Source organism: Halomonas sp. 72 (genome assembly GCF_052379785.1).
GTDB lineage: Bacteria > Pseudomonadota > Gammaproteobacteria > Pseudomonadales > Halomonadaceae > Vreelandella > Vreelandella citrativorans.
Genome location: NZ_JBQSYY010000002.1, coordinates 389,393 through 412,005 on the forward strand (window position 1 = coordinate 389,393; position 22,613 = coordinate 412,005).

General features: G+C 55.3%; 20 protein-coding genes. 11 read left to right on the forward strand and 9 right to left on the reverse strand.

Translation table 11 applies throughout. From position 1 onward, the window contains the following. The first annotated feature begins 305 nt into the window (after positions 1-305). Together ACT3T6_RS03705 and ACT3T6_RS03710 are read left to right on the forward strand one after the other, a co-directional pair. Positions 306-1,580, forward strand: coding sequence for a dicarboxylate/amino acid:cation symporter (locus ACT3T6_RS03705; RefSeq protein ID WP_192537547.1), 1,275 nt, complete (start codon positions 306-308; stop codon positions 1,578-1,580). A gap of 26 nt (positions 1,581-1,606) precedes the next feature. Beyond that, positions 1,607-2,080, forward strand: a complete 474-nt coding sequence (locus ACT3T6_RS03710) for a nucleoside deaminase (RefSeq protein ID WP_192537546.1) — start codon at positions 1,607-1,609, stop codon at positions 2,078-2,080. Between the two features lie 140 nt (positions 2,081-2,220). Here the strand turns inward: ACT3T6_RS03710 and ACT3T6_RS03715 are convergent, their stop codons facing one another. After that, a complete protein-coding gene (locus tag ACT3T6_RS03715) occupies positions 2,221-2,394 on the reverse strand; it encodes a YqaE/Pmp3 family membrane protein (protein WP_192537545.1) in 174 nt (57 codons plus the stop codon). A gap of 182 nt (positions 2,395-2,576) precedes the next feature. Between ACT3T6_RS03715 and ACT3T6_RS03720 the strand changes: the two genes are divergently transcribed. Then, positions 2,577-4,625, forward strand: a complete 2,049-nt coding sequence (locus tag ACT3T6_RS03720) for a TonB-dependent receptor family protein (protein WP_192537544.1) — start codon at positions 2,577-2,579, stop codon at positions 4,623-4,625. Positions 4,626-4,727: 102 nt separating this feature from the next. Here the strand turns inward: ACT3T6_RS03720 and ACT3T6_RS03725 are convergent, their stop codons facing one another. From ACT3T6_RS03725 to ACT3T6_RS03735, 3 genes are all read right to left on the reverse strand, one after another. Beyond that, a complete protein-coding gene (locus ACT3T6_RS03725) occupies positions 4,728-7,253 on the reverse strand; it encodes a glucose/quinate/shikimate family membrane-bound PQQ-dependent dehydrogenase (protein WP_192537543.1) in 2,526 nt (841 codons plus the stop codon). A gap of 253 nt (positions 7,254-7,506) precedes the next feature. Further along, positions 7,507-8,511, reverse strand: coding sequence for an NADP-dependent oxidoreductase (locus ACT3T6_RS03730; protein WP_018917924.1), 1,005 nt, complete (start codon positions 8,509-8,511; stop codon positions 7,507-7,509). Between the two features lie 213 nt (positions 8,512-8,724). After that, a complete protein-coding gene (locus ACT3T6_RS03735) occupies positions 8,725-9,105 on the reverse strand; it encodes a septal ring lytic transglycosylase RlpA family protein (RefSeq protein ID WP_192537542.1) in 381 nt (126 codons plus the stop codon). A gap of 316 nt (positions 9,106-9,421) precedes the next feature. On the opposite strand from ACT3T6_RS03735, the gene ACT3T6_RS03740 reads away from it, so the two are divergent. Both ACT3T6_RS03740 and ACT3T6_RS03745 read left to right on the forward strand, forming a co-directional pair. Beyond that, entirely contained in the window at positions 9,422-10,864 is a 1,443-nt protein-coding gene (locus ACT3T6_RS03740; protein WP_192537541.1) for a hypothetical protein, read from the forward strand. A gap of 114 nt (positions 10,865-10,978) precedes the next feature. After that, positions 10,979-11,752: an RsiV family protein gene (locus ACT3T6_RS03745; RefSeq protein ID WP_192537540.1), complete on the forward strand. Its 774-nt coding sequence runs from the start codon at positions 10,979-10,981 to the stop codon at positions 11,750-11,752. A 218-nt stretch (positions 11,753-11,970) separates the two neighbouring features. Here the strand turns inward: ACT3T6_RS03745 and ACT3T6_RS03750 are convergent, their stop codons facing one another. Then, the gene (locus ACT3T6_RS03750) at positions 11,971-12,849 is read right to left on the reverse strand and encodes a DMT family transporter (protein WP_192537539.1); all 879 of its coding nucleotides are present in this window, start codon (positions 12,847-12,849) and stop codon (positions 11,971-11,973) included. A gap of 101 nt (positions 12,850-12,950) precedes the next feature. On the opposite strand from ACT3T6_RS03750, the gene ACT3T6_RS03755 reads away from it, so the two are divergent. From ACT3T6_RS03755 to ACT3T6_RS03770, 4 genes are all read left to right on the forward strand, one after another. After that, entirely contained in the window at positions 12,951-13,823 is an 873-nt protein-coding gene (locus ACT3T6_RS03755; protein WP_192537538.1) for a LysR substrate-binding domain-containing protein, read from the forward strand. A gap of 83 nt (positions 13,824-13,906) precedes the next feature. Next, positions 13,907-14,464 carry a cytochrome b gene (locus ACT3T6_RS03760; RefSeq protein ID WP_192537537.1) on the forward strand — a complete coding sequence of 186 codons (558 nt, stop codon included), beginning with the start codon at positions 13,907-13,909 and terminating at the stop codon, positions 14,462-14,464. A gap of 80 nt (positions 14,465-14,544) precedes the next feature. After that, the gene (locus tag ACT3T6_RS03765) at positions 14,545-15,267 is read left to right on the forward strand and encodes a hypothetical protein (protein ID WP_192537536.1); all 723 of its coding nucleotides are present in this window, start codon (positions 14,545-14,547) and stop codon (positions 15,265-15,267) included. 163 nt (positions 15,268-15,430) lie between these two features. Next, positions 15,431-17,086 (forward strand): multidrug ABC transporter permease/ATP-binding protein, encoded by a 1,656-nt coding sequence (locus tag ACT3T6_RS03770; protein WP_192537535.1) that lies wholly within the window; start codon positions 15,431-15,433, stop codon positions 17,084-17,086. Between the two features lie 11 nt (positions 17,087-17,097). Here ACT3T6_RS03770 and ACT3T6_RS03775 read toward each other — a convergent pair whose 3' ends face one another. Both ACT3T6_RS03775 and fhuF read right to left on the reverse strand, forming a co-directional pair. After that, a complete protein-coding gene (locus ACT3T6_RS03775; protein ID WP_287078388.1) occupies positions 17,098-17,355 on the reverse strand; it encodes a (2Fe-2S)-binding protein in 258 nt (85 codons plus the stop codon). Further along, the gene (gene fhuF, locus ACT3T6_RS03780) at positions 17,339-17,878 is read right to left on the reverse strand and encodes a siderophore-iron reductase FhuF (protein WP_263974096.1); all 540 of its coding nucleotides are present in this window, start codon (positions 17,876-17,878) and stop codon (positions 17,339-17,341) included. The genes ACT3T6_RS03775 and fhuF overlap by 17 nt, the downstream gene beginning before the upstream one ends. Positions 17,879-18,067: 189 nt before the next feature. Between fhuF and ACT3T6_RS03785 the strand changes: the two genes are divergently transcribed. Further along, on the forward strand, positions 18,068-20,230 hold the full coding sequence (locus ACT3T6_RS03785; RefSeq protein ID WP_192537534.1) for a TonB-dependent receptor: 2,163 nt from the start codon (positions 18,068-18,070) through the stop codon (positions 20,228-20,230). A gap of 7 nt (positions 20,231-20,237) precedes the next feature. Here ACT3T6_RS03785 and ACT3T6_RS03790 read toward each other — a convergent pair whose 3' ends face one another. Continuing rightward, positions 20,238-21,095, reverse strand: coding sequence for an ABC transporter substrate-binding protein (locus tag ACT3T6_RS03790; protein WP_225736093.1), 858 nt, complete (start codon positions 21,093-21,095; stop codon positions 20,238-20,240). Next, entirely contained in the window at positions 21,092-21,859 is a 768-nt protein-coding gene (locus ACT3T6_RS03795) for an ATP-binding cassette domain-containing protein (protein ID WP_192537533.1), read from the reverse strand. Before ACT3T6_RS03795 ends, ACT3T6_RS03790 begins: the two co-directional genes overlap by 4 nt. Before the next feature lie 320 nt (positions 21,860-22,179). On the opposite strand from ACT3T6_RS03795, the gene ACT3T6_RS03800 reads away from it, so the two are divergent. Beyond that, on the forward strand, positions 22,180-22,613 hold a 434-nt coding region (locus tag ACT3T6_RS03800; protein WP_444614685.1), incomplete at its 3' end, for a sigma-70 family RNA polymerase sigma factor.

The following is a 22,613-nucleotide window of genomic DNA, read 5'->3' on the forward strand; positions in this document are numbered from 1 at the left end:
ATGCCTGACATTCCCCTTTTAATAAGGGACGGAGAACGTGGCCGTCGAAAACAGGACGGCGGCATTAATAGCGCATTGGACGAATACCTTTAATAAGAGAGAGGGCCTCTAGCCTAGTCAACTTATGTTGCTTTTCCAAGCCTTTCGCCGCGCTGCAGTGGGTTCAGGTTCGGCGTAAGCTGGCTCTTCTTTAAACAAGCTTCCATGGTTCTGTTGTATATAGAGGTTGTATTTTAGCTCCGGCTACTTAGAGTGACGTTTTCAGTTGACGGGCTCTATTGAGCCCTTTTGGTAAAGGTGAATGCATGACGGCACTGTTGAAAGGGTATATGCGTTCTTCGTTGATCTTACGGGTCACGATTGCACTGTTACTGGGGCTGGTCGTTGGTTTGTTTGGCGGTGACGCAGTCGCCACCTGGCTTGGCCCGGTGGGTGATCTGCTGCTGCGCCTACTGACGTTTCTTATCGTGCCTATCGTGCTGTTTACCCTGATGGTGGGTATCAATCGGTCGCGCGAGGGGAGCGTAGGGCGCGTGGGAGGCAAGGTGTTTGCCTACTATCTCGTCTCCACGGCGCTGGCAATTGTCGTGGGGCTGAGTGTGGCCTCGCTGTTCAGCCCAGGAAGCGGCATGACGCTGGATGAAAACGCCAGCTTCACGGCACCGGAAAACCCGGGCCTGGTCGATGTCGTTCTCGGTATCGTGCCGAGCAACATTATCGGCGCCTTTGCCGAACAGAATCTGCTGGGCATCATTTTTACTGCGCTGGTGTTCGGGTTTGCGCTGTTGAAACTTCGCCAGCAAGCCACCCAGCCAGGCAGTGCCGAGCGCTTGTATGAAGTAATCGAAGGATTGAACGACGTCACGCTCAAGGTCATGGCCGGCGTGCTGCACGTGGTGCCCATCGGTGTGTTCGCCATTGTGGCCGAGACGGTCAGCCAGCAGGGCCTGGAAACGCTGCTGTCGTTGGGCGATATGGTGATGGTGTTGTATATCGCGCTGGCCCTGCAGCTTTTAATCTACTGCGTGATCATGCGCCTGTTCGGGGTAAAGCTTCGGACCTTCTTTCGTGAAGCGCGCACGCCCATGGCCACTGCGTTTGCCACCCAGAGCAGCTCCGGCACCTTGCCGTTGACCATCAATGCGGCACGGCGGCTGGGGATTTCGCGCAGCGTGTACGGGTTCAGCCTGCCGCTGGGAGCCACTCTCAATATGGACGGCGCGGCGATTCGCATCGCGATTTCCGCCGTTTTCGCCGCCAATGTGATCGGCGCGCCGCTCGATTTTGTCAGCATGGTGCAGATCGTGCTGGTCGGCACGCTGGTTTCGGTAGGTACCGCTGGCGTGCCCGGGGCGGGGATCATCATGATCGCCACGGTGTTTGCCCAGGTGGGGCTGCCCATCGAAACCGTGGTGCTGCTGACCGCCATTGATGCTCTGGTAGGCATGGGCGCCACGGCGTTGAACGTGACCGGCGATTTGGTAGGCACCACGGTGATCGCCCGAAGTGAAGGTGAGCAGCTCAGCGAGACGCCTGTTGAAACAGACGAGACTTCCGCCACGGTCATCAGCAAGGCGTGAGCGGCTAACCTACAGGAGTATCCGCGATGAAGGCACACGAGCAGATCTATCTGAACCGGGCCCTGGCGCTTGCAGAAGAGGCGCTTGAGGCGGGCGATGAGCCCTTTGGCAGTGTACTGGTCAGCGCCGAGGGAGAAATTCTAGCGGAAGACCGCAACCGCATTGCAAGCGGTGATGCCACTCAGCACCCCGAGTTCACGCTGGCGCGCTGGGCGGCCCAGCACATGACGCCCGAGGCGCGTGCCAACGCAACGGTTTACACCACCGGCGAGCACTGCCCCATGTGCGCGGCCGCTCACGGATGGGCCGGGCTTGGTCGCATCGTTTATATCAGTTCATCCGAGCAGTTAGGACGCTGGCTGGCGGCTCTGGGGGTGGCACCGTCGCCGATCAAGGCCTTGCCTATCGGTCAGATAGTACCGGCGCTTGAAGTAGAAGGCCCCATCGCCGGTCTGGATGAAAAGGTTCATGTCCTGCATCAGCGCCGCCACGCAGGCTAAGCTTTCGCAGGCTAGGCTTTACGAGAAAGTGGCTTACGCTCGCCTAGTGGTTTTTTCGTGCAACCCCTAGTAATTAAATACCGCCCAAACGAAACAGCCCGAGCCATTGGCTCGGGCTGTGGGTAACGGGGTAAGCGTTCCTAATGCTTCAGAATGACATAAAACGCGTGAATGACGCCTGGAATAAAACCAAACAGTGTCAAAATGATGTTGAGCCAGAAATGTCCCTTTAGGCCAACTTCAAAAAAGACGCCTAATGGCGGCAAAATAATCGCGAAAATCATCTTGATAGGATCTGTTGCAGTAAACGCCATAAAGCCTCCTTTGCTTAATCGATACGTTACTCCTTGCAAGTGTAGACGCAGGGTTCACACTTAGCGAATGCGTCCACGTTAGTTAGACTTAACGTTTAGGTTGTGGTTCATCCAGAGTTACGCCGAATTATCAAAAAACCGATTATCAAAAAAACGATTATCAAAAAAAGGGAAGGGAATCCATGTATAAACTGTTGCCGCCGTCGCTAATGCTGACGGGTCTCGCGGTCTCAAGCCCCCTTTGGGCGCAAAACGAGCCAGCATCGGTACAGGCATTGCCTACGGTTGAAGTAAGCGCACCGCGTTTGGCGCGTGAGCTTTACGCAACGCCGGCGGCGGTTTCCACCGTGGACCAGGAAACCATCGCCCAGGGCCAGCAGCGTGTTCGGCTGGATGAAACGCTGGTCGGTGTGCCCGGCGTTTTCATTCAGAATCGCGACAACTTTGCCCAGGGCCAGCGGATTGCCATTCGGGGCTTTGGTGCCCGCGCCCCGTTTGGGGTGCGTGGGATTACGGTGATGGTCGATGGCATTCCCTATACCTTGCCCGATGGTCAGGCGCAGCTGGACGCGATTGATCTGGATAGCGCCGAGCGTATCGAAGTCATTCGTGGGCCTTCGTCGGTGCTTTACGGCAACGCCGCGGGCGGGGTGATCGATGTGACCACCGCCGATGGGCGCGAAAACCCGGGTACGCGCCTGCGGGTGGAGGCGGGCAGCGACGGGTATCGTAAGGCGTCCCTGCAAACCGGTGGTTCGCAGGGCGACTGGTCGCACAACGTCAGTTTTTCAGCGCTCAATGTGGATGGCTACCGCGATCAAAGCTCAACCGAGAAATACCTGCTCAATGCCAAGCTGCGTCGCGAGCTGGGTAGCGAGCGGGCGCTGACGGCGATTGTGAATCTTCTGGAAAACCCTCGCTCGGAAGACCCCGGCGCGCTGAATGCTGGTGAAGTGGCAAGCGGTCGGCATCAGGCCGCGCCGAATTCGCTGGCGCTGGACGCCGGGCAGAATGTCGATCAGCAACTTATCGGCTTGCAGTACGAGGATTTGTCCGCAGGGCCAGGTGAGTTCTACCTGAAAGGCTTTATCGCTCGGCGTGATTTTGAACAGCAACTGCCCTATGTGGGCGATAGCCGTATCGGCTACCAGCGTGACTATATGGGCGCGAGTGCCGAGTATCATCATGAAATCGCCCTGGGCGAGCTGCCGTTAAGCTATGTGGCGGGGGTGGACGTGGCCCGTCAGGACGATGATCGCTTCCGGCGCGACGTCAATGCTCAGGGCGGCGTAGGTGAGCAGGTGGCGGATGAAACCCAAACGGCAACCTCTACCGGGGTATTTGCTCAGGGTGATTTGGGACTCACCGAGCAAGTAACGCTTTCCCTGGGCGCGCGCTTTGATCGTGTTGATCTGGATGTGGATGATCGGTACTTGGCCGATGGTGATCAAAGCGGCGAGCGTACCTTTAATGAGTGGAGCGGCTCCGCCGGGCTAAGCTATCGCTATCGCCCTCAGCATCAGGTGTATATCAACACCGGCACTGCGTTTGAAACGCCGACGTTCTCCGAGTTCGCCAACCCGGCTGGCGGTGGGTTCAACCCGTCCATTGAGCCGCAAAAAGCCTGGAATCGTGAGGTGGGTACGCGGGGATATATCGAGCCGCTGGCCATGGATTACGACCTCGCCCTGTTCTCGGTGCGCGTACGCGATGAGCTGGTACCTTTTGATGAAGGTGGGCGTACCTTCTACCGGAATGCGGGCGATACCAACCGCGATGGCCTGGAACTTTCCCTTGGCTGGCAGTTAGCGGACCAGTGGCGTTTGAACAGCGCGTTAACCCTGGCTCGCTATGAGTTTGACGAGTTTGCCACGCCCAGCGAGCGCTTTGACGGCAATCGCATCCCCGGCTTACCCGAGCAGACCTGGGTCAATCAGCTAACTTGGGAGGGGCTGTCACACCGCTTTGCCACGCTTGAAACCCAGTACGTGGGTGACATGGTGGCCGACAATGCCAATGAAACGGAGATTGACAGCTATTGGCTGGTCAACCTGCGGGTAGGCGATGGCTGGCAACTGGGTGGCGATACGTTGTTAAACGCTTACGTGGGCGTGCGTAATCTGTTTGATGAAGACCACTATGCCAACGTGCGCTTGAACGGCACCTTTGGGCGTTTTTATGAGCCGGCGCCGGGGCGCAGTGTTTACGGCGGTTTGGAAGTACGCTTTTAAGCTTTCAGAAAATAGTTTTCAGAAAATAAAAGTGGCAATAAAAACGGGCAGCCTTTGGGTCTGCCCGTTTTCGTGTCGGTCGACTATATCGGTCGGTAAGCCTTACTCGGGTAAGGCATAACCGATCACGTAGTCACCCATCAAGGTACCAAAGGTTCCGTGACCACCGGCCGTTACCACAACGTACTGACGGCCATCGGCGCCGGTATAGGTCATGGGCGTGGCCTGGCCACCTGCAGGCAGGCGAGCTTTATAAAGCTCTTCACCGGTGGTGATATCGTAACCCCGCAGGTACTGATCCAGCGTGCCCGACATAAAGGTAACACCGCCTGCGGTGGTCAGCGGGCCGCCGAGTGCCGGAACACCCACGGGCAGGCCAATCGGCAAGCCAAGGGGCATGCTGTCGCGGGTGGTGCCGTTACGATGTTTCCAGACGACTTCCGCACTTTGCAGATCGATACCCGTTACATCGCCCCAAGACGGTGATTGGCAGGGCAGATCAAAAATCGACAGCAGCGGGCCTAGCTCAACAGCATAAGGTGCGCCGGCGTTGGGCTGAAGGCCCTGTTCGCTGGCCGAGCCCTGGCCCTCTTCCACTTCGTCACGCGGAATCAAACGTGAAACAAAGGCGAGGTACTTGGCGCCGGTGAACAGTGCCTGACGTTCAGGATCGACCGCGACGCCGCCCCAGTTCATTACGCCGACGTTACCCGGGTAAATAATGCTGCCTTCCAGCGACGGCGGCGTGTACTGGCCTTCATAGCGCAATGAATTGAACTGAATACGGCACATCATCTGATCAAAGGGCGATGCGCCCCACATATCGCGCTCGGTAAGCGGCGGTGGCAATAGGTTCAGCGCTGAGCGTGGCTGTGTTTCTGCCGTCCAGTCACCCTCTACTGCGCCTTGAGGAACGGGGATTTCTTCAATCGGGACAATGGCTTCACCGGTTTCACGGTTGAGGACATACAGGCTGCCTTGCTTGGTCGGCTGAATCACCGCAGGCTGGGTGCCTTCATCGGTTGCCAGGTCAATCAGCACGGGCTGGGCTGGCATATCCATATCCCAAAGGTCGTGATGAACAAACTGATAGACCCAAGCCACCTGGCCTGTTTCGAGCTCAAGCGCGACCAAGCCCGCACTATAGGTTTCATCGTTTTCGGTACGATCCGCGCCGTACTGGTCGGGCGTGGCGTTACCCATGGGCAGATAAACCAGGCCTAGCTCTTCATCAACGCTGATCGGCGGCCAGACATTAGGCGAGTTGCGGGTATAGGTTTCCCCGTCTTCGATAGGCGTGGTGTCATCCGGGTTACCGCTATCCCAGTTCCAGACCAGCTCGCCGGTGCGTACGTCAAAGGCACGGATAACGCCAGACGGCTCATCGGTTGAGCTGTTATCGGTGACGTGACCACCTAGAATTACCAGGTTTTCAGTCACGGTGGCAGGCGAGGTGGAGTAGTAGCCGCCCGGATCAAAACCGCCGATATTGCGCGTTAGCTCCACCTCACCGTTTTCACCAAACCCTTCGCAGCGTTCGCCGGTATCCGCATTAAGCGCGATCAGGCGGGCATCGGCGGTAGGCAGGTAAAGGCGACGCGGACACATGACGTCAGTCTGGCTGATGATCGCCGAGGGAGCATTTTCACCCTCATTCGCAGCGGTGGTTTCAAAGCCACCCAGCAGCGAAACATCGATGTCAAAAGCATCGCTGTCGGCAAACAGCGCGGAAAGCTCGTCGGTAGTATCTGTGTCAATGGCAGCGTCGGCGCTTTCACCACTGGTGGCGTAGTTGGCTGCATCATAATAGGCCAGGCCGCGGCAGGTCATGTGCGCCCAGCCGGAGAAGTCGTCGGCGCCCTGGGTGCTGATTTGTGGGTCGAATTCCCAGATCGTTTCACCGGTTTCCGGGGAAAGCGCCATGGCGCGGCTGTGTGATGTGCAGATATACAGGCTGTCGTTAACCTTCAGCGGCGTATTCTGGTTAGTGATTTCAGGCGGAGCGTTGGAGCCGGGCTCATCGCCGGTTTGAATACGCCATACTTCTTCGAGTTCACCGATATTGTCTGGGGTAATCTGGCTAAGCGAGGAGTAGTGCGTGCCTGCATTGGTGCCGCCATAGGCAGGCCAGTCGTCACCGGCTACCTGGGCCGGGTTCACATCGCCACTTGTGCGGTTCTCTGCGAGGGTGCCCTCTATCTGGGCCGGGTCATCCATCAAACTGGCAATGGCCACCACGATGGCGGCGGCAATGCTGGCCGTCAGCGCAAGACTTCCGCCGCGTGAGTGGAGCGGTTTGCGCCACCAGGGCAGCAGCATGATAATGCCGATGAGGGCAAGAATGGCGACCCGAGGCACCAGTTGCCACCAATCCAAACCGACTTCCCACAATGCCCAAAGCAGTGTGGCAATTAAAATCAGGGCGTAAAGCCAAAGCGCAGCGCCGCGGCGCATGGCAAGCAGCATGCCGCTAGCCGCAATGCCAATGCCGGCAATCAGGTAATAGGCGCTGCCGCCTAAGCTAAGCAGCTTGCCGCCGCCGATGGCGAGTGCCAAGCCAGCAACAATAAGCAAAAGACCTAGCAGCAAGGCAGGCCATTTACCGCGAGTTCGCTTGTTTTCATCCATGAGAGTTCCCCTGTTAGCAACGTATTAAGGGTTAGCAGGCGATGGCGCCAGCTAACCGCTGGCAACGTGCGCTAACCCATCAGTCGGTGCAAACGATGGGTTAAAACACATTGGCTTGACGGTTATTTTAATTATCAATTCGCTTTTGGTCGAACTGATTTGAGAATTAATCTTGGCCAAAAAAAACAGGGCCGTCCCTCAAGAGGGCGGCCCTGCACATTACTCAAGCAGCGTACGCTTAGAAACAGCGGTATTAATCTGTCAATTTAACCAGCATCTTGCCTGTATTGCCGCCTTGGAACAGTTCCAGAAACGCATCGGGTGTCTGTTCCAGACCCTCTTTAACCGTCTCTTTATAATCGATATCGCCTGCGGCTACCTGCGGTGCCACTTCTTTAAGAAACTCGGGGTAATGCTCCCAGTGATCTGCCACGATGAACCCTTGCATCCTGGCTTTACGCACAACCATCTGCGACAGATTGCTGGGCCCCGGCGTGGGTTTTTCAGCATTATAGGTATCGATCATGCCGCACACGGCAATGCGAGCGCCTTCATTTAGCTGGCTTAACGCCGCTTCCAGGCAAATGCCGCCGACATTTTCGTAATACACATCGATGCCTTCCGGGCTTGCAAGCTGTATAGCGTCGCTGAGCTCTTGGGCGCCCCGATCCTTATAGGTAACCGGCTCCACGCCCAGCGATTCAAGCCAGGCGAGCTTATGTGCGGCGCCGGCAATGCCCACTACATGACAACCTTTAGCCTTGGCCAGTTGAACTACCAATGAGCCAACGGCACCGCTTGCCGCACTTACCAGAACGTTGTCACCGGGGCGGCATTCGGCAATAAGATTAAGGCCGGTCCAGGCCGTCATGCCCGGCATGCCCAGCACTCCAAGGTACGCTTGCTCGGGCACCTTGGCATCAGGCAGTGGATAAACGCCTGCCGAAGAAATCTGTGCAATATCGCGCCAGCCGCCCATGTGGCTCACGATGTCGCCCTCTTTCAGGCGCTCATCGTTTGAGGCGATCACTTCACCAATCGCACCGCCTTCCATGGGCTGGCCAAGACGAAAGGGCGCAACGTATGTGTGCTGACCGCTCATGCGGCCGCGCATGTAGGGATCCACGGAAAGCCAGCGGTTGCGAATGCGCACTTCGCCCGGATTGAGCTCAGGGAGTTCCTGGGTTTTTAGAGTAAACAGCTCGCGCTCGGGCAGGCCGTTGGGATAGTCGGTAAGCGTAAAATAACGCGATTGCATGGGTGCCTCCTGCAAAGCCATGTCGGATCAATGTACTTGCAGCATAGAGATCATTAACCTGCTTGCAAGTTCGTTATTTTTTTACAGTGTCGTTTTTTTTGGCAAAAAAATAGGGCGCTCTGTTGAGAGCGCCCTATACGATATTACGAACAGCGTGACTAGAATTGCGTTGAGCGGCTAAGGGGTACCACACACTTACGGGTATGTTATCCGTTAATCCAGCAACGTGACCATAACAGGGGCCGTACCACGGCGCAGCATACCTAATGCACGGGCTGCCCGCTTTGAGAGATCAATAATGCGTCCTTGAACAAACGGACCGCGATCATTGATCAGTACCTCTACTTCTTGCCCGGTATCAGGGCGGGTCACCAGCACTTTCGATCCAAACGGCAGGCTTGGGTGAGCGGCCGTTAGTGCCTGCTGGTCAAAGGCTTCTCCGCTGGCAGTGAGAGCGCCTTGAAAGCGGTCACTGTAGTAGGAGGCAACGCCTTCTTGTCCATCTATATCGTTTGCGAACGCGCTATTTGCTGTAATAGCTAAAAGCAATACAGCTAAACAACTCGTTCGGAGTAGTCGTGTAGGGGCTCCCATTGGAGTACCTCAGTTATTCGTGTCGAGAGTCTCGCAAGTTTCAATGAGGTGCCGGATCGGCGAAGCGATGGTAACGCGCCTGGATAAGCTCGGCAAGCTTTAAGACGTTCGACGCAATTGGCCCCAAAATTACGTTTTTTCTGCTGCTTGCGTTATGCCCTTTTATTTCAGCGGTTTAAAGAGATAGGTCAAAATATAAGTAAAGTTGTTTTGGTACATTAAAATGATATCGCTCATTGAGCATTTTACTTACCATTGCATATGGTTAAGTACTGAGAAACAACCCACTGTTTTATCTTTTATCAAGGGCGCACTAATGGCTAAATCCTCTCCTTTTGCATTAATAGTGGTTGCGGCAGGCGGTGCTGTTGTCGGCTTTTTAGTCGCCCAGAGCCTGCCTTCTGAAACGTTTGCATCTGACCCCGTATCGGCATCAGAAACGGCTGAGCAAAGCGCAACGCCTAGCGCATTAGCAGAGCTTGAAAGCGTGACGCTGGGCGAACGCATGGCAGGAGAAATTACTTCCAGCGACATGCTTAACGGTAACGATGGCAGCCGCTATGACCGTTACGCAATCAGCCTGGAAGAGGGAGATCTGGTCGAATTTAGCCTGCGTGGCGCCTTGAACGGTGTGGTCGCGCTTTATGATGATCAATTGCAGTTGCTCAGCAACGCGCCCACCGCCCGCCATCGTATTGAAGAAAGTGGCGATTATATGGTGGTGGTCAGCGGTGCTGATGGAAGCAGCTACGGGCCTTATACGCTCAATAGCCGAGTAATTGAGCTAAGTGGCGATAATGCTCTGAGCGTTGATGCTCCCTTGGACAGCTGGCTGGATGGCTCGTCGAGCGAATTTACCCTGACCATCGAAGAAGCGGGTATGTATCAGGTCGAAATGCGTTCTGATGAGTTTGACGCCTATCTGGTGCTCGAAGGTCCTAATGGCTATCGGCGTGAAGATGATGATAGCGCCGGGAATCTAGATGCCCGCATCTCTGACTTTCTGGCCCCCGGCGATTACACGCTGACTGCCAGCGCCCCTTATGGTGAAAGTGCGGGCCTTTTCACATTGTCGGCTGAACCGCGTGAACTGCCAGGCGATGGCGAGCTGCGTAACGATGGCACGATTGCGCCTAGCGACTCGTTAAACGGCTGGTTTAGTGGCCAAGAGCTTACCTATCAGGTAGAGGTGGAGGAAGCGGGCATGTACCAGATTGATATGGCCTCTGACGATATCGATGCCTATCTGGTGCTTGAAGGCCCTAACGGCTATTACCGTGAAGACGATGACAGTGGCGGTAACCTGGATGCACGCATTGCCGACTTTCTTGAGCCGGGCACCTATCAGTTAACCGCACGCACTGCGTACGGCAACGATAGCGGGCTGTTTAGCGTTACCATGGAGCCACGCGAGCTGCCGGAAGGCGTTGAGCTGCGTAACGACGGTGCGCTAACGCCGGATGAAACGTTAAGCGGCTGGTTTAACGGTGAATCGCTGACCTATCAGCTTGAGCTTGATGAAAGTTCATTGGTAACGGTGGATATGCGCTCCAGTGATTTTGATGCTTACCTGGAGCTTGAAGGCGAAGGCGTAGCTTACAGCGACGACGATGGTGGCACCGGCACCGATGCACGCCTGCAGCAACAGCTGCTACCGGGCATGTATACGATCATCGCACGTGGCTTCAGCGGTATGGACAGCGGGCTTTTTGAGCTGGAAGTAAGCGCTGAGCCAACACAAATGCAGCCTAGTATGTAATTCGTTATAGCTTGAGATGATAACGCCCTTGTCCACTATGTGGGCAAGGGCGTTTACGTTTGGCTAGTCTCAATCTTAACTTGCGGCAAGAGTCGTAGAACAGGGAGGTAAGGCATGTCAGGTTGGAAAATAAGTGTATTCCCCATCACCGCATTGCTGTTAAGCGGTTGTCAGTCGGCTGAGACCGATATGAGTAATACCAGTCCCTTGGTATATCAGCCGTTGGAAAAGCAGTACGTTTCACCCGAGTGCCAGGGCGAGCACTGCTCAACGGTGCAGATATCAGCGTTAACATTTCCAGATGCCCCGACGCTGACGGATGAGTTGCAAACGCGCTTACTGACGCTTGCCATGGGCATTACGGATGGGGCCGAAACGCCAGCACAGGACTGGGATAGCTACGCCCAGGATTTCTTTGTGCGTGCTGACGAGGATCGAGACGTACTGCCGCAATTTATGGCCAGTGACGCGCAGCTGGAGGCTAGTATTTACGCCCAGCACGATGATCTTTTAGTGCTTGAGCTCACAAGCTACGTCTACCACGCCGGGCAAGCGCACGGTCTGCCGTCTACGGTGTTTATGGTCATTGATGAGCGCCAGCAGAGCGTTGTTAGCTTGAATGACATGTTGATAAGCGGTCAGCAGGAGGCGTTTCAAGAAGCATTGGCCCAGGCCCACAAGCGGTGGATGGCCGAGCTGGATTATGACGATCAATATGCCAAAAGCTGGCCACTAGGCGAAAACCATAATGCGGCGCCGCTGGAAGACAGCTGGGTGATCAAATACAACGTCTACGAAATTGCTCCCTACGCCGTCGGCCAGCCAGAACTCACGATACCCTTGGAGGCTTTACAAGGCGTGGCTAAGCCTCGCTATTTAGGCCCGTGAATTTACGCTAAATTCTTGTCCGCTGTCCTGATGCCGTCGACATTGTTATTGAGGTAGACCTTGATGAGCCGGCAGAAGAAAGCCAGGGCCACCCTCTAGAATATCGCTGGTGGTCCCTGGCTGATTTGCACAACGCTACTGACAATGCGTTTACACCGAGCTGGCTGCCTGAATTGTTGGCCAGCGTGCAGGTGAGCGAACCGCCGTTGTCGCCTTCTTTATCGGCCAGCGTTTAAGCAGCCAATAACCACCAGCAGGGCGGCGGTGGGTAAGCGCCAGTCGAGTACGCTTACGCCAGCGAGCACCAGCAAGAAACCCGCTAAAATGGGTACGCCATAAGCAAGGCTGCCCACTAAACTTGCATGTCCCCAACGCAGGGCTTTATCCCAAGCCACCATGGCTACTCCATACGGGCCCAAACCCAGTGCCACGCCAGCAAGCAGCGCTTCACTGCTGGGCAGAACAAGCTGACCTTCCATCCCGATGCTGGCAATAGTGGCGATTGCGCAGGCAATCAATAGCATGCGGGGTAGAAGAGGGGTAATCGAAACCGGGGCGGCCTGGCTTAACCATGAATAGAGTGCCCAGCAGCAAGCTGCCAGCAGGGCAAGCCCGTACCCTAACGTCGCGCCGCCCAAGCCATTACTGATCGCCTGCGGTATCAGCAGAATAGCCGCGCCTGAAAAGGCAATTAAAGCCCCGATAATACCTGCCAGGCGTATCCGGCCAAAGCGGCTCCACTGGCTTAACAGCACGAACAATACCGGCCAAGTGTAGGTAATAAGTGCAGCCTCGGCCGCCGGGGCAAGGCGCATGCCGATAAAGTAAGTGCTGACCGCGCCGAGTATCAACAGCGGAATACCGACCCAGATGCCCAGCTGCCAGTTCAAGCTGCAGCTTGTTACATTAACGCGGCGACTTAACGGCAGGGTGGCAAAGGCTCCCGCTAGCAGCGTTAACGCTGTTAGCTGAAGCGGAGAAGAGGTATGGGCACGTTCGGCAAGTAGTGGCGCCACGCTCCATAGGATGACGGCCACCAACGCGGCGCCAACACTATACCAACGAGGAAACACAATAGGGGAGTGAGTACGTTGCATGAGCGGTCTCCTTGCCTAGAACATGTGCAAAGCAGCATACTCGTCAATAACACATCACAATATCGATCTTTTGTGATTAATTTAATCAAGAATGGTGATATATGCGTGCGCCAACGTTAGATCTCACCCTGCTGCGTACGCTAGTGGCGATTGCCGATACTGGTAGCGTCACGGCGGCTGCCAAACGGCTGGATTACACCCAGTCCACCGTGAGCATGCAGCTTCAGCGGCTGGAGGCTCAGTTGGCGCTCAGCCTGCATGAACGTGAAGGACGGCGTATCCGCTTTACCCCTGACGGTGAGCGGCTGCTTACCCACGCGCGTCGCCTATTGGCGCTTAACGACGAAGCGTGGGGCGATATGCAGGCCCAGCAGGTGACCGGAGATTTGACCCTGGGCATTCCGGAAGACTACGCCTCGCTGTTGCCATCGGTGTTTGCTTACTTTCATCAGCTTTATCCGGCCGTCGGGTTAAAGGTAATCTGCGGAACAAGCGCGCACTTGGTCGAGCAGGTTAAAGCCGCCGAGCTTGATTTAGCCTTGGTAACACGCCAGCGCAACTCGCCGGGCGGTGATGTTATCCGCCGCGAGCCGTTGGTCTGGGCGGTGGGGGTTAACCAGCAGCCGCTACTCAGCGACCCGATACCGTTGGCCCTTTATTCGCCCGGCGCCGACGTATTTAGAGAAGTCGCCGAGCAGGCTCTGCATGGCGCGGGACGTAATTGGCGGGTGGCTTATACCAGTCAGTCCATGGCGGGGTTGGCGCCTATCGTCATTGCCGGGCTTGCCGTGGTAGTGGTAACGCGCAGTATGTTGACGCCTTCACTACGCCCGTTGGATGAAAGTAGCGGCTTGCCAGCCTTGCCCATGATTGAGTTGGCACTGCACCGTGCGCCCCACCGGCCATCAGAGCCGGCCCGGCGTTTAGGTGAGTTGATCCGTGAACAGTTAGCTGCCCCTAGTGAGGCGCTATAAGATCAAGCGCCAAGCGTTGAATGATTAATCGACTTAATATAGCTAGACTAAACGCCATATAACGTTGCTGCTAGGAGTGCTCAATGCACGAGCTGGATCACTACATTTATCCACACCGGGTACTGCATTGGCTGGTGGCGGGCGCCGTACTGCTTGCCTTGGCCAGTGGTTTAACCATCGGAACGGTCGGCTATGAACGTACGGTGACGCTGGTGGGCAATACGCTTACTAACCTGCTCTATACCAGCCATAAAACCTTGGGTTTAACGATTTTACTGCTGATGACCCTGCGCATTATTACCCGCTTGGCGTTTGTGGTGCCTGATCATGATCCGCCCTTGAATGCGTTTGAGCGCATTGTCAGCACTAGCGTGCATCATCTGCTTTATTTGGCGCTGGTTATTATGCCGCTGCTGGGTTGGGTCGCGACTGCCAGCGGTGGGTACCCGGTTGAGTTTTTTCACTGGCATCTGCCCGCTCTAATTAGCGAGCGCCCAGCGCTTTCTGACCAACTCTATATATGGCATGGGCGTCTTGGCTGGGCCATTTTGGTATTGATCGTGCTGCACGTGACGGGTGCGTTATTTCACTGGCGAAGAAAGCACGATAACGTCACCAAACGTATGAGCCTATTCGACTAGGTTTTAAATGACTAGGTTTTAAGTGACTAGTTTTAAGCGACTAGGTTTCAAGCCCAAACCCTCGCAGGGAGCGATGATATATGGGCCTGCAGATTGCCTTCATTATCGGTTTGGCTGCCGTACATATCTTCGCCAGCAGGCTACGTAAGCTAAGCGCTGTGCCCCGCAGCGCCTGGCTTTCGTTAGCGGGTGGCGTTTCTGTTGCCTATGTCTTTATCCATATCTTTCCTGCTCTAAGCGATGCCCACGAAACCATTAACGCCCATGGCCTGCTGGCGGTGCTGGAGCATAACGCCTATATCGTGGCGTTAATTGGTTTGGCGGTGTTTTATGGGCTTGAGCAAGTCGCCACCAAGTACTCCCATAAAGGCCAGCAGGAGAACCCGGTTAATTTTCAAAAGCTGAAAGGCGTTTTTTGGATACATATTGGCTCTTTCTCGCTTTATAACGCGCTGATCGGCTACCTGTTGGTTTATCGCAATAATGAACTTCCCGCCATCATCTTCTTCTTTTTGGCAATGAGCGCGCACTTTTTGGTCAACGACCAGGGGCTGGTGCGTCATCATCGGGATATCTACTTGAGCAAGGGCCGCTGGGTGCTGGCCGCGGCGGTTATCGTCGGTTGGCTGATAGGGTTAAGCGTGGATGTGAGCGAACCCATTATCAGCCTGCTTTATGCGTTTGTGGCCGGTGGGATCGTGCTCAACGTTTTGAAAGAGGAGCTGCCTGAAGATCGCCACAGCCGCTTCTGGCCCTTTGCGTTAGGTGCACTTAGCTGTACTGTTTTGCTGTCATTTTCCTAGAACCATACGGCTATTTCGCAGATGCTCATCTAATGCATTATTAAGCTACCGTCCGATAGCTGTGTCTGGACTGCCTCATTTGTAAATGAAAATCACTTTGCGCATTGACTTGACGGAGTAGTACGTCAAACTCTTCCGCTCATATTCCCGTCAGGAAGCGCTAATGGAGTTGCTGCAGGTTGTCTTTCGTCACTACCGCTGGCCGTTTTTAGGTGCCATTGGTTTAAGCCTTTTGAGCGCGGGCCTGGGGGTCGGCGTTATTGCCTTTATTAATCAACGCCTAATAGAGGTAGGCAGCCCCATGTCAGCGCTACCTCAGTTTTTGGGGTTGTTGGCGGTGCTACTGGTGGTGACTCTGGCTACCCAATTAGCCCTTACCTTGCTGGGCCACCATTTTGTTTATGATCTTCGCTCAAGGCTTGTCAAACGCATTCTGGATACGGATATCGAGCGCCTTGAACAGCTGGGTAATGCCACGCTGCTGGCGAGTCTTTCAAGCGATGTGCGTAATATCACCATTGGGTTTGTGCGCCTGCCCGAGCTCGTCCAGGGCGTGGTGTTAACCCTTGCCTCGGTTGCGTATTTGGCGTGGCTCTCACCGGAAATGGTGGTGATTACCATTGTATGGATTGCATTCACCATGGGGGTGGGCTGGGTGCTGGTATCCAAGGTATATCGGCATTTTAATCTTGTACGGGCAACCGAAGATCGCCTTTATAAAGACTACCAATCGGCAATTGAAGGGCGCAAAGAGCTGGCGTTAAACCGCGACCGGGCAAAGCGTTTTTTTGATGACAGCTACACTGCTAATGCCCGGGATTACCGCTACCATATTATTCGTGCCGATACGTACCACCTGAGCGCCGGTAACTGGTCCAACATCATGATGTTGGGGGCCATTGGTGTGGTCTTCTTTATGGCTAATGGGCTTGGCTGGGCAACACCAGCCGTGGCGGCCACGTTTGCATTAACCCTGCTGTTTTTACGCACGCCGCTTATTCAGGCGGTAGGTGCCTGGCCGACTCTGATTAGCGCCCAGGTGGCGTTTGATAAGCTGGCAAGCCTGAAGCTTGCCGACTATCAGCCGGGTTTTGAGGTCGATGATGCCTTTGCATCCTGGCAGCGTCTGGAACTTGTCGATGTGACCTACCACTACCCCTCTGGTGAGCAGGGCGAGGGGTTTCATGTCGGGCCGGTCAATTTAACCCTGGCGCGTGGCGAACAGGTCTTTCTGATTGGCGGCAACGGAAGTGGTAAATCTACCTTTGCGCGGCTGTTAACCGGACTGTACCGTCCGCAAAGCGGGCAGATCAAGGTCGATGGGCAAGTGCTTACGTCTGCGCAGTGGCATGCCTTTCGGGCGCGATTTGCCAGTGTATTTACCGATTTCCATCAGTTTGATCTGGCCATGAAAGCCGGCGGTGAAAAAGCCGATCCGATACTTATCGATACGTGGTTAAAGCGTCTGCAGATGCAGCAAAAGCTGCAGTGGGAGGGCGATAGAGTAATCAATACCCAGCTTTCCCAGGGCCAGCGCAAACGCCTGGCACTTCTGTTGGCTATCGCCGAGGAACGGGACATTCTATTGCTGGATGAGTGGGCCGCCGACCAGGATCCGCAGTTCAGGCGGCTATTTTATCGCGAACTGCTGCCCCATCTGCGTGATATGGGTAAAACGGTGTTTGCGATTAGCCACGATGACAGCTACTTCGTTCACGCAGATCGTTTGCTGGAAATGTCTCAAGGGCAGCTACGCGAGCTAACCGGCGAGCAGCGTGATGTGGCGAGCCAGGATGCCGTCGCCCAGATCAATCATTAAACCGTATTAGTTTACGTTGACCGCTTGCGAGCCACGCGGTCACAGCCTTCCAGCGGACAGTTACTGCAGACGCTGAACTCATCCAGCAAGTAGCGCAGGCAGCAAAGCTTGCGCACTTGCTTCACTTCATCACTGCCTTTGGGTGTAAACGTGCGCACCGGCTGAAACAGGGGATTACGCTGCCCGTTAAGGTGGCGTGATTCCAGCAGGGCCCGTGCGGCACTGAGCGCCTCTTGATTGACCTCAGGATGCTCAGCCAGCGCATTCACGTAGAAATTCAGGTAGCCGCCAGCCGCCGGCATTGCTCCAAAACACCCGTGGGGCAGCACCAGATATGGCGGCCAGACGTTCAATAAGCGGTGCCCAGTGTTGATCAATCAATTTGGCAAAGCGCTTACCCGGGGCTTGCGTATCCAACGGCACGCCTTCATCAGGGAGCCAAAGCTGCTTTGTACATCCCTGTTCATTAACGATCACATGGACATTATCGAGCCCGACCGGTAAATCGCGGTTGAGGATAAGTTGTGCCGCAAGAGTAGGCACGGTTAGCGCAACAAAATGCCATTTCGACCACAGCGACGTGATCGCACGCTTATCGCCGCCTGGGTAGCGTGAGGCATAAAGCGAAATGTCTTGTTCTAACAATGCGGGGTTGCGCCAGCGAGCTGCCTTAATCGCGCCTGCGGGTATTTCTGTGCCAATCAGCGGGGGAGTGAAGGGAGCTAAAGGGCCCTTATAACAGTCGGCCAACGAGGGCAGGGCAGCTGCAGTCTGACGTAACGCAAAAGACATAACCGGACTCCAACACTGGGCGCTGGGAAGCATGAATGTGGGCAGTTTAAACGATAATGCATATCAATAAAATATCAGATCAACGCTGAATGCGTCTATATATCAAATGAAAATGAGTTTGTTTTGTTGTAGCCTTTGCATCGCTGCCCTGCTGTTACCCCCTATTGCTCTTAAAAATAAGGAACACTCATGTCGCTGCCTTCCCCCTCCTGGCGCTCTTTCACCTTTGTACTGCTGGGCGCTTTACCATTGCCTGGCGCTGTATGGGCGCAAGCGCCCAATAACGACGCCGCGCTTGAAACCGTAACCGTTATTGGCGAAGCAACGGCGCGTGGCGATACGCCGACTTCGGCGTTTGCCGGTGGTCAGGTGGCAGCTGGCGCGCGTATTGGCACCTGGGGGCAGCGCGCGGCCGCCGATATACCCTTCAATGTGATCGGCTTTACCGCAGATTTAATCGACAATCAGCAGGCAAAAACGCTGGCGGATGTGCTGATCAACGATGCCTCGGTACAAAGCGGTTTTGGTTATGGCAACTTCGCTGAAAAGTTTCAGATTCGTGGTTTTGAGCTTGATGGTGATGATATCTCTTATGGCGGCCTCTACGGCGTATTGCCGCGCCAAGTGGTTGCCACCAACCTTGCCGAGCGCGTGGAGCTGTTTAAAGGCGCCAATGCTTTTGCCAATGGCGTGTCGCCGAGCGGCTCTGGGGTGGGCGGGGCGATCAATATTGAGCCCAAACGCGCCGCAGATGAACCCCTCACCCAGCTGACTACCGCGGTGACCGACAGCGGCTATGTGGAAAGTGGCGTAGAGCTTGGGCGGCGTTTTGGTACCGAGAATCAGTTCGGCGTGCGTACCAGTATCGAGCGAGGCCGGGGGGACAGCGCAATTGATAATGAAGAGCAGCGTGCAACGTCGGCCGTTGTGGGGCTGGATTATCGCGGTGAGCGTGGTCGTGCTTCGCTGGATATTGGCCACCAGGCCCATACCATCCAAAGCGGTCGTTCGGTGGTTCACGTAGGCGCTGGTATGGACAGTGTTCCCAATGCCCCTTCGGCAAGTACCAACTATGCACCCCAATGGGCCAATACACAGCTTAAGACCAACTTTGCCATGCTGCGCGGTGAGTACGACATGACCGACAGCTGGACGGCCTATGCAGCATTGGGTGGCAGCAATACCCGGGAAAACGGAACCTATGGATCGCCCACCGTCAATGGCGCGGATGGTGCCGCCACTGTCGGCCAGATGAGCGTGCCGTATCGCGCTGAGGGTGTCGGCGGGCAGGCCGGTTTACGCGGGGCCTTCGATACGGGAGTCGTCAGCCACCAGCTGGATCTGGGCTATTCAAGCATCTATCGCACCACTCGGTCGGCCTATGCAATAGCCTCCTCATCCTTGACGAATATCTACCAACCAGCCGACGTGGCTTTCCGGGAGCCTGGGTCGATAGGGGGTGATTTGGATGACCCGAACTTGCGTAGCCGCACGCGCAACAGCGGCATATCGCTTTCCGATACCTTGGGCTTTCTGGATGATCGCCTGCTGTTGACCCTGGGAGCGCGCTATCAGGATATCGAGGTCACCAACTATAGCTATGAAGGTGAGTTCGACAACCGGTTCAGCGATACCCGCCTTTCGCCGGTATATGGCATCGTCGTGAAACCGACGGACTCCCTATCGCTCTATGCTAATCATATTGAAGCGCTACAGCCGGGTGATACGGCTCCCACCACGGCGGTGAATGCCGGGCAGAATATTGGTTTGATTGAAGCAGAGCAGAACGAAGTCGGCGCCAAACTCGATTTGGGCAACCTGGGCGGCAGTTTAAGTCTGTTTCAAATCGAGCAGCCCAATGCCTTTATTGACGCTGAAACCGGTGTTTACGCCTACTATGGCGAGCAGCGTAACCGTGGCGTGGAGCTAAGTGTTTACGGCGAGCCGATGGAGGGTTGGCGCCTGTTGAGCAGCGCGATGTGGATTAATCCTGAATTAACCCACACTACTGATGGTACAAACCAGGGCAACGACGCGGTGGGCGTGCCTAACTATCGCGTGGTTCTTGGCAGCGAGTGGGACATTCCACAAGCGCCGGGCTGGACGCTCAGTGGCCGAGCGGTACGGAACGGCAGCCAGTACCTGGACGCGGCCAATCAGTTGGAAGTCGATGCCTGGACTCGCTGGGATCTTGGCGTTCGCTACGCCATGCCGCTCAATACGAACACGCTAACCCTGCGCGCCAACATCGAAAACCTCACCGATGAAAACTACTGGGCCTCGGCAACCGGTGGTTACCTGACCCAGGGCGAGCCGCGTACGGTCAAGCTTTCCGCCGCACTGGACTTCTAAGCCAGGATTAATCGGCTAACAGCGCTTCGCTGAGCAAATCAGCGAAGCGCTTAGCAGATGGAAAACCACCAAAACTCCACACGGCAGGTAGCTGAATAACGCGCTGTTCTTGAACCGCAGGTAAATGCTGCCACAGTGCATTGCCAGAAAAATCATTATCCATGCCGGTAAGAAGCGGCTCGACCACCACCAGGGTGGCATCGGGATAGCTCAGCAGTTCCTCTAACGCCACGGTCGAAAAGCCCCACTGGTTGGTGGGTTGCTGCCAAGCGCTGGCCAGCCCCAAGCGCTCCAGCACTGCCTCAAACAGGCTGTTTTTACCAAATACGCGTAGATGTCGGGCATCGATAAACTGTACGACGAGTAGCGGAGGCTGCCCCTGTAACTGGCTTTTTCGATGCTCCAGGTAGGTTTCGACAGCGTCGATCAGGGAGACTGCTGCTGAATCATCGCCGTTTAATGCGGCTAATGTGTGGGTGGTGCGTGTCAGGCGCTGCCAGAGAGAGTCGCCGCGTTGGTAGGTGGCCAGCCCGGTTACCGGAGCAATGGAATTTAGCTGATCGCTCAAGCGCATAAACAGCGGTGAAAGCAGCACATGGTCGGGCGCTTGTTGCGCCATCAGCTCACGATTGGGCTGGCCGCGAAGGCCGATATCCAGAACGTTGGTGGGTAGCTGGTCGGCACCCACCCAACGCTTGTACTGAGGAATTTCCGCAAGCCCAATAGGCGGGTTGCCAAGCGCAATCAGCGTTTCGGCAATGGTCCAATCCAGCGTCACGATATTGGTTGAGGCCGCCACTTGAAGGGAGGTAAGCGCGCTGACGCAGGCCAGCGCTAACTGGCCGTAACGCAGGCGGCGCATCATTGGGCAACGGCGATGTTGTGCTCTCCATTGGGATGTTTCATTACCTGCATGGGCAGCCCGTAAATAGCTTCCAGAGTGCTATCAAGCATCATGTCATTTGGGGTGCCGTGGGCTAGCAGGCGACCACTGTGCAGCGCCATTAATTCATCGCAGTAGCGTGAAGCCATATTGATATCGTGCAGTACGATAATGACGCCCAAATTCAGTTCATCGCATAGCTTGCGGATCAGTGCCAGCACTTCTATTTGATGAGCGATATCCAGCGCAGCAAGGGGTTCATCAAGCAGCAGGAACCGGCTGCCCTGAGCAAGTAGCATCGCCAGCCATACCCGTTGGCGTTCCCCCCCCGAGAGCGTATCCACTAAGCGGTCTGCGAACGCCTCGGTGTGGGTGAGGGCGATGGCGCGCTCCACGGCGTCTTTATCCTTTTGCGTATGACGGCCCAAAAGCCCATGCCACGGGTAGCGACCAAACCCTACCAGCTCACGCCCGGTCAAGCTTTCGGCGCTGGGTAAATGCTGGGGAAGGTAGGCGACTTGGCGTGCAAATTCGCGGTTGCCCCACTCGCTCAGCGGGCGCTGGTCAAAGAGGATGTCGCCCTGAGTGTTAGGCTGTTGTTGAGCCATGAGCTTGATCAGCGTCGATTTTCCCGAGCCGTTATGGCCAATCAGACCGTAAACCTTGCCCTCGTGAAAGGTGTGCTCAATGGGATTGAGAATAGGCTTGCCATTGATTTCAAAGGTGGCGCCTTTGACCTCGAACATGAACGACTCCTGACAAAAGGATGAAGAGTAATGGCCCCATTCTAGTGCTAATGGTTCTCATTTTTAACAGTGAAGTGAAAAGATTTATTCGAAAGAGGGTAAACACCGCATCGAAGTGATTAGGCTAAGTTGAAGTGTTAGAGCGGAGATACAATTAACGCCTGAAGCACATACCTTTGGCATGCCGCCCTTAGATAAATCAGCAAGTATATCGTTATGAAAATTGGCTTAGCTCTCATTGGTTGACTTACTGCCCCTTAACGCAAATAATAATTATTGCTATTTATTCCGTAGTGTTAATTGAGGCAGGAGGCCAATCAGTGGATACCCAGACCTGGAGCGCTGAGTTAGAAGATATCTTCGTTAATCAGCGGCCCCGGCTCTGCTGTGTCGCTGCCAAGGTATTGGGTAATACTGATCAAGCCGATGATGTCGTGCAGGACGCTTATCTGAAAATTTCAGAAGCAACAACGCTTTTTGAAATTAAGCAACCCATATCCTATGTGTCACGTGTGGTACGCAATCTCGCCATTGATCGTTGCCGCCGCTCAGTATTTGAGTCAGCGCTGTTTGCAAAAGAAGAGGAGGGGGATAACGCCTCTTGTGCATCACATTCTCCAGAGGTGATCGCGATTGATCGCCAGGCTTTGGCCCTGGTGGTGGATGCGTTGGATGAGCTGCCTGAGCGTACGCGGTGCGCTTTTGAACTCTACCGGTCGGGTAGTCATACGCAGCGAGAAGTAGCCCATCTATT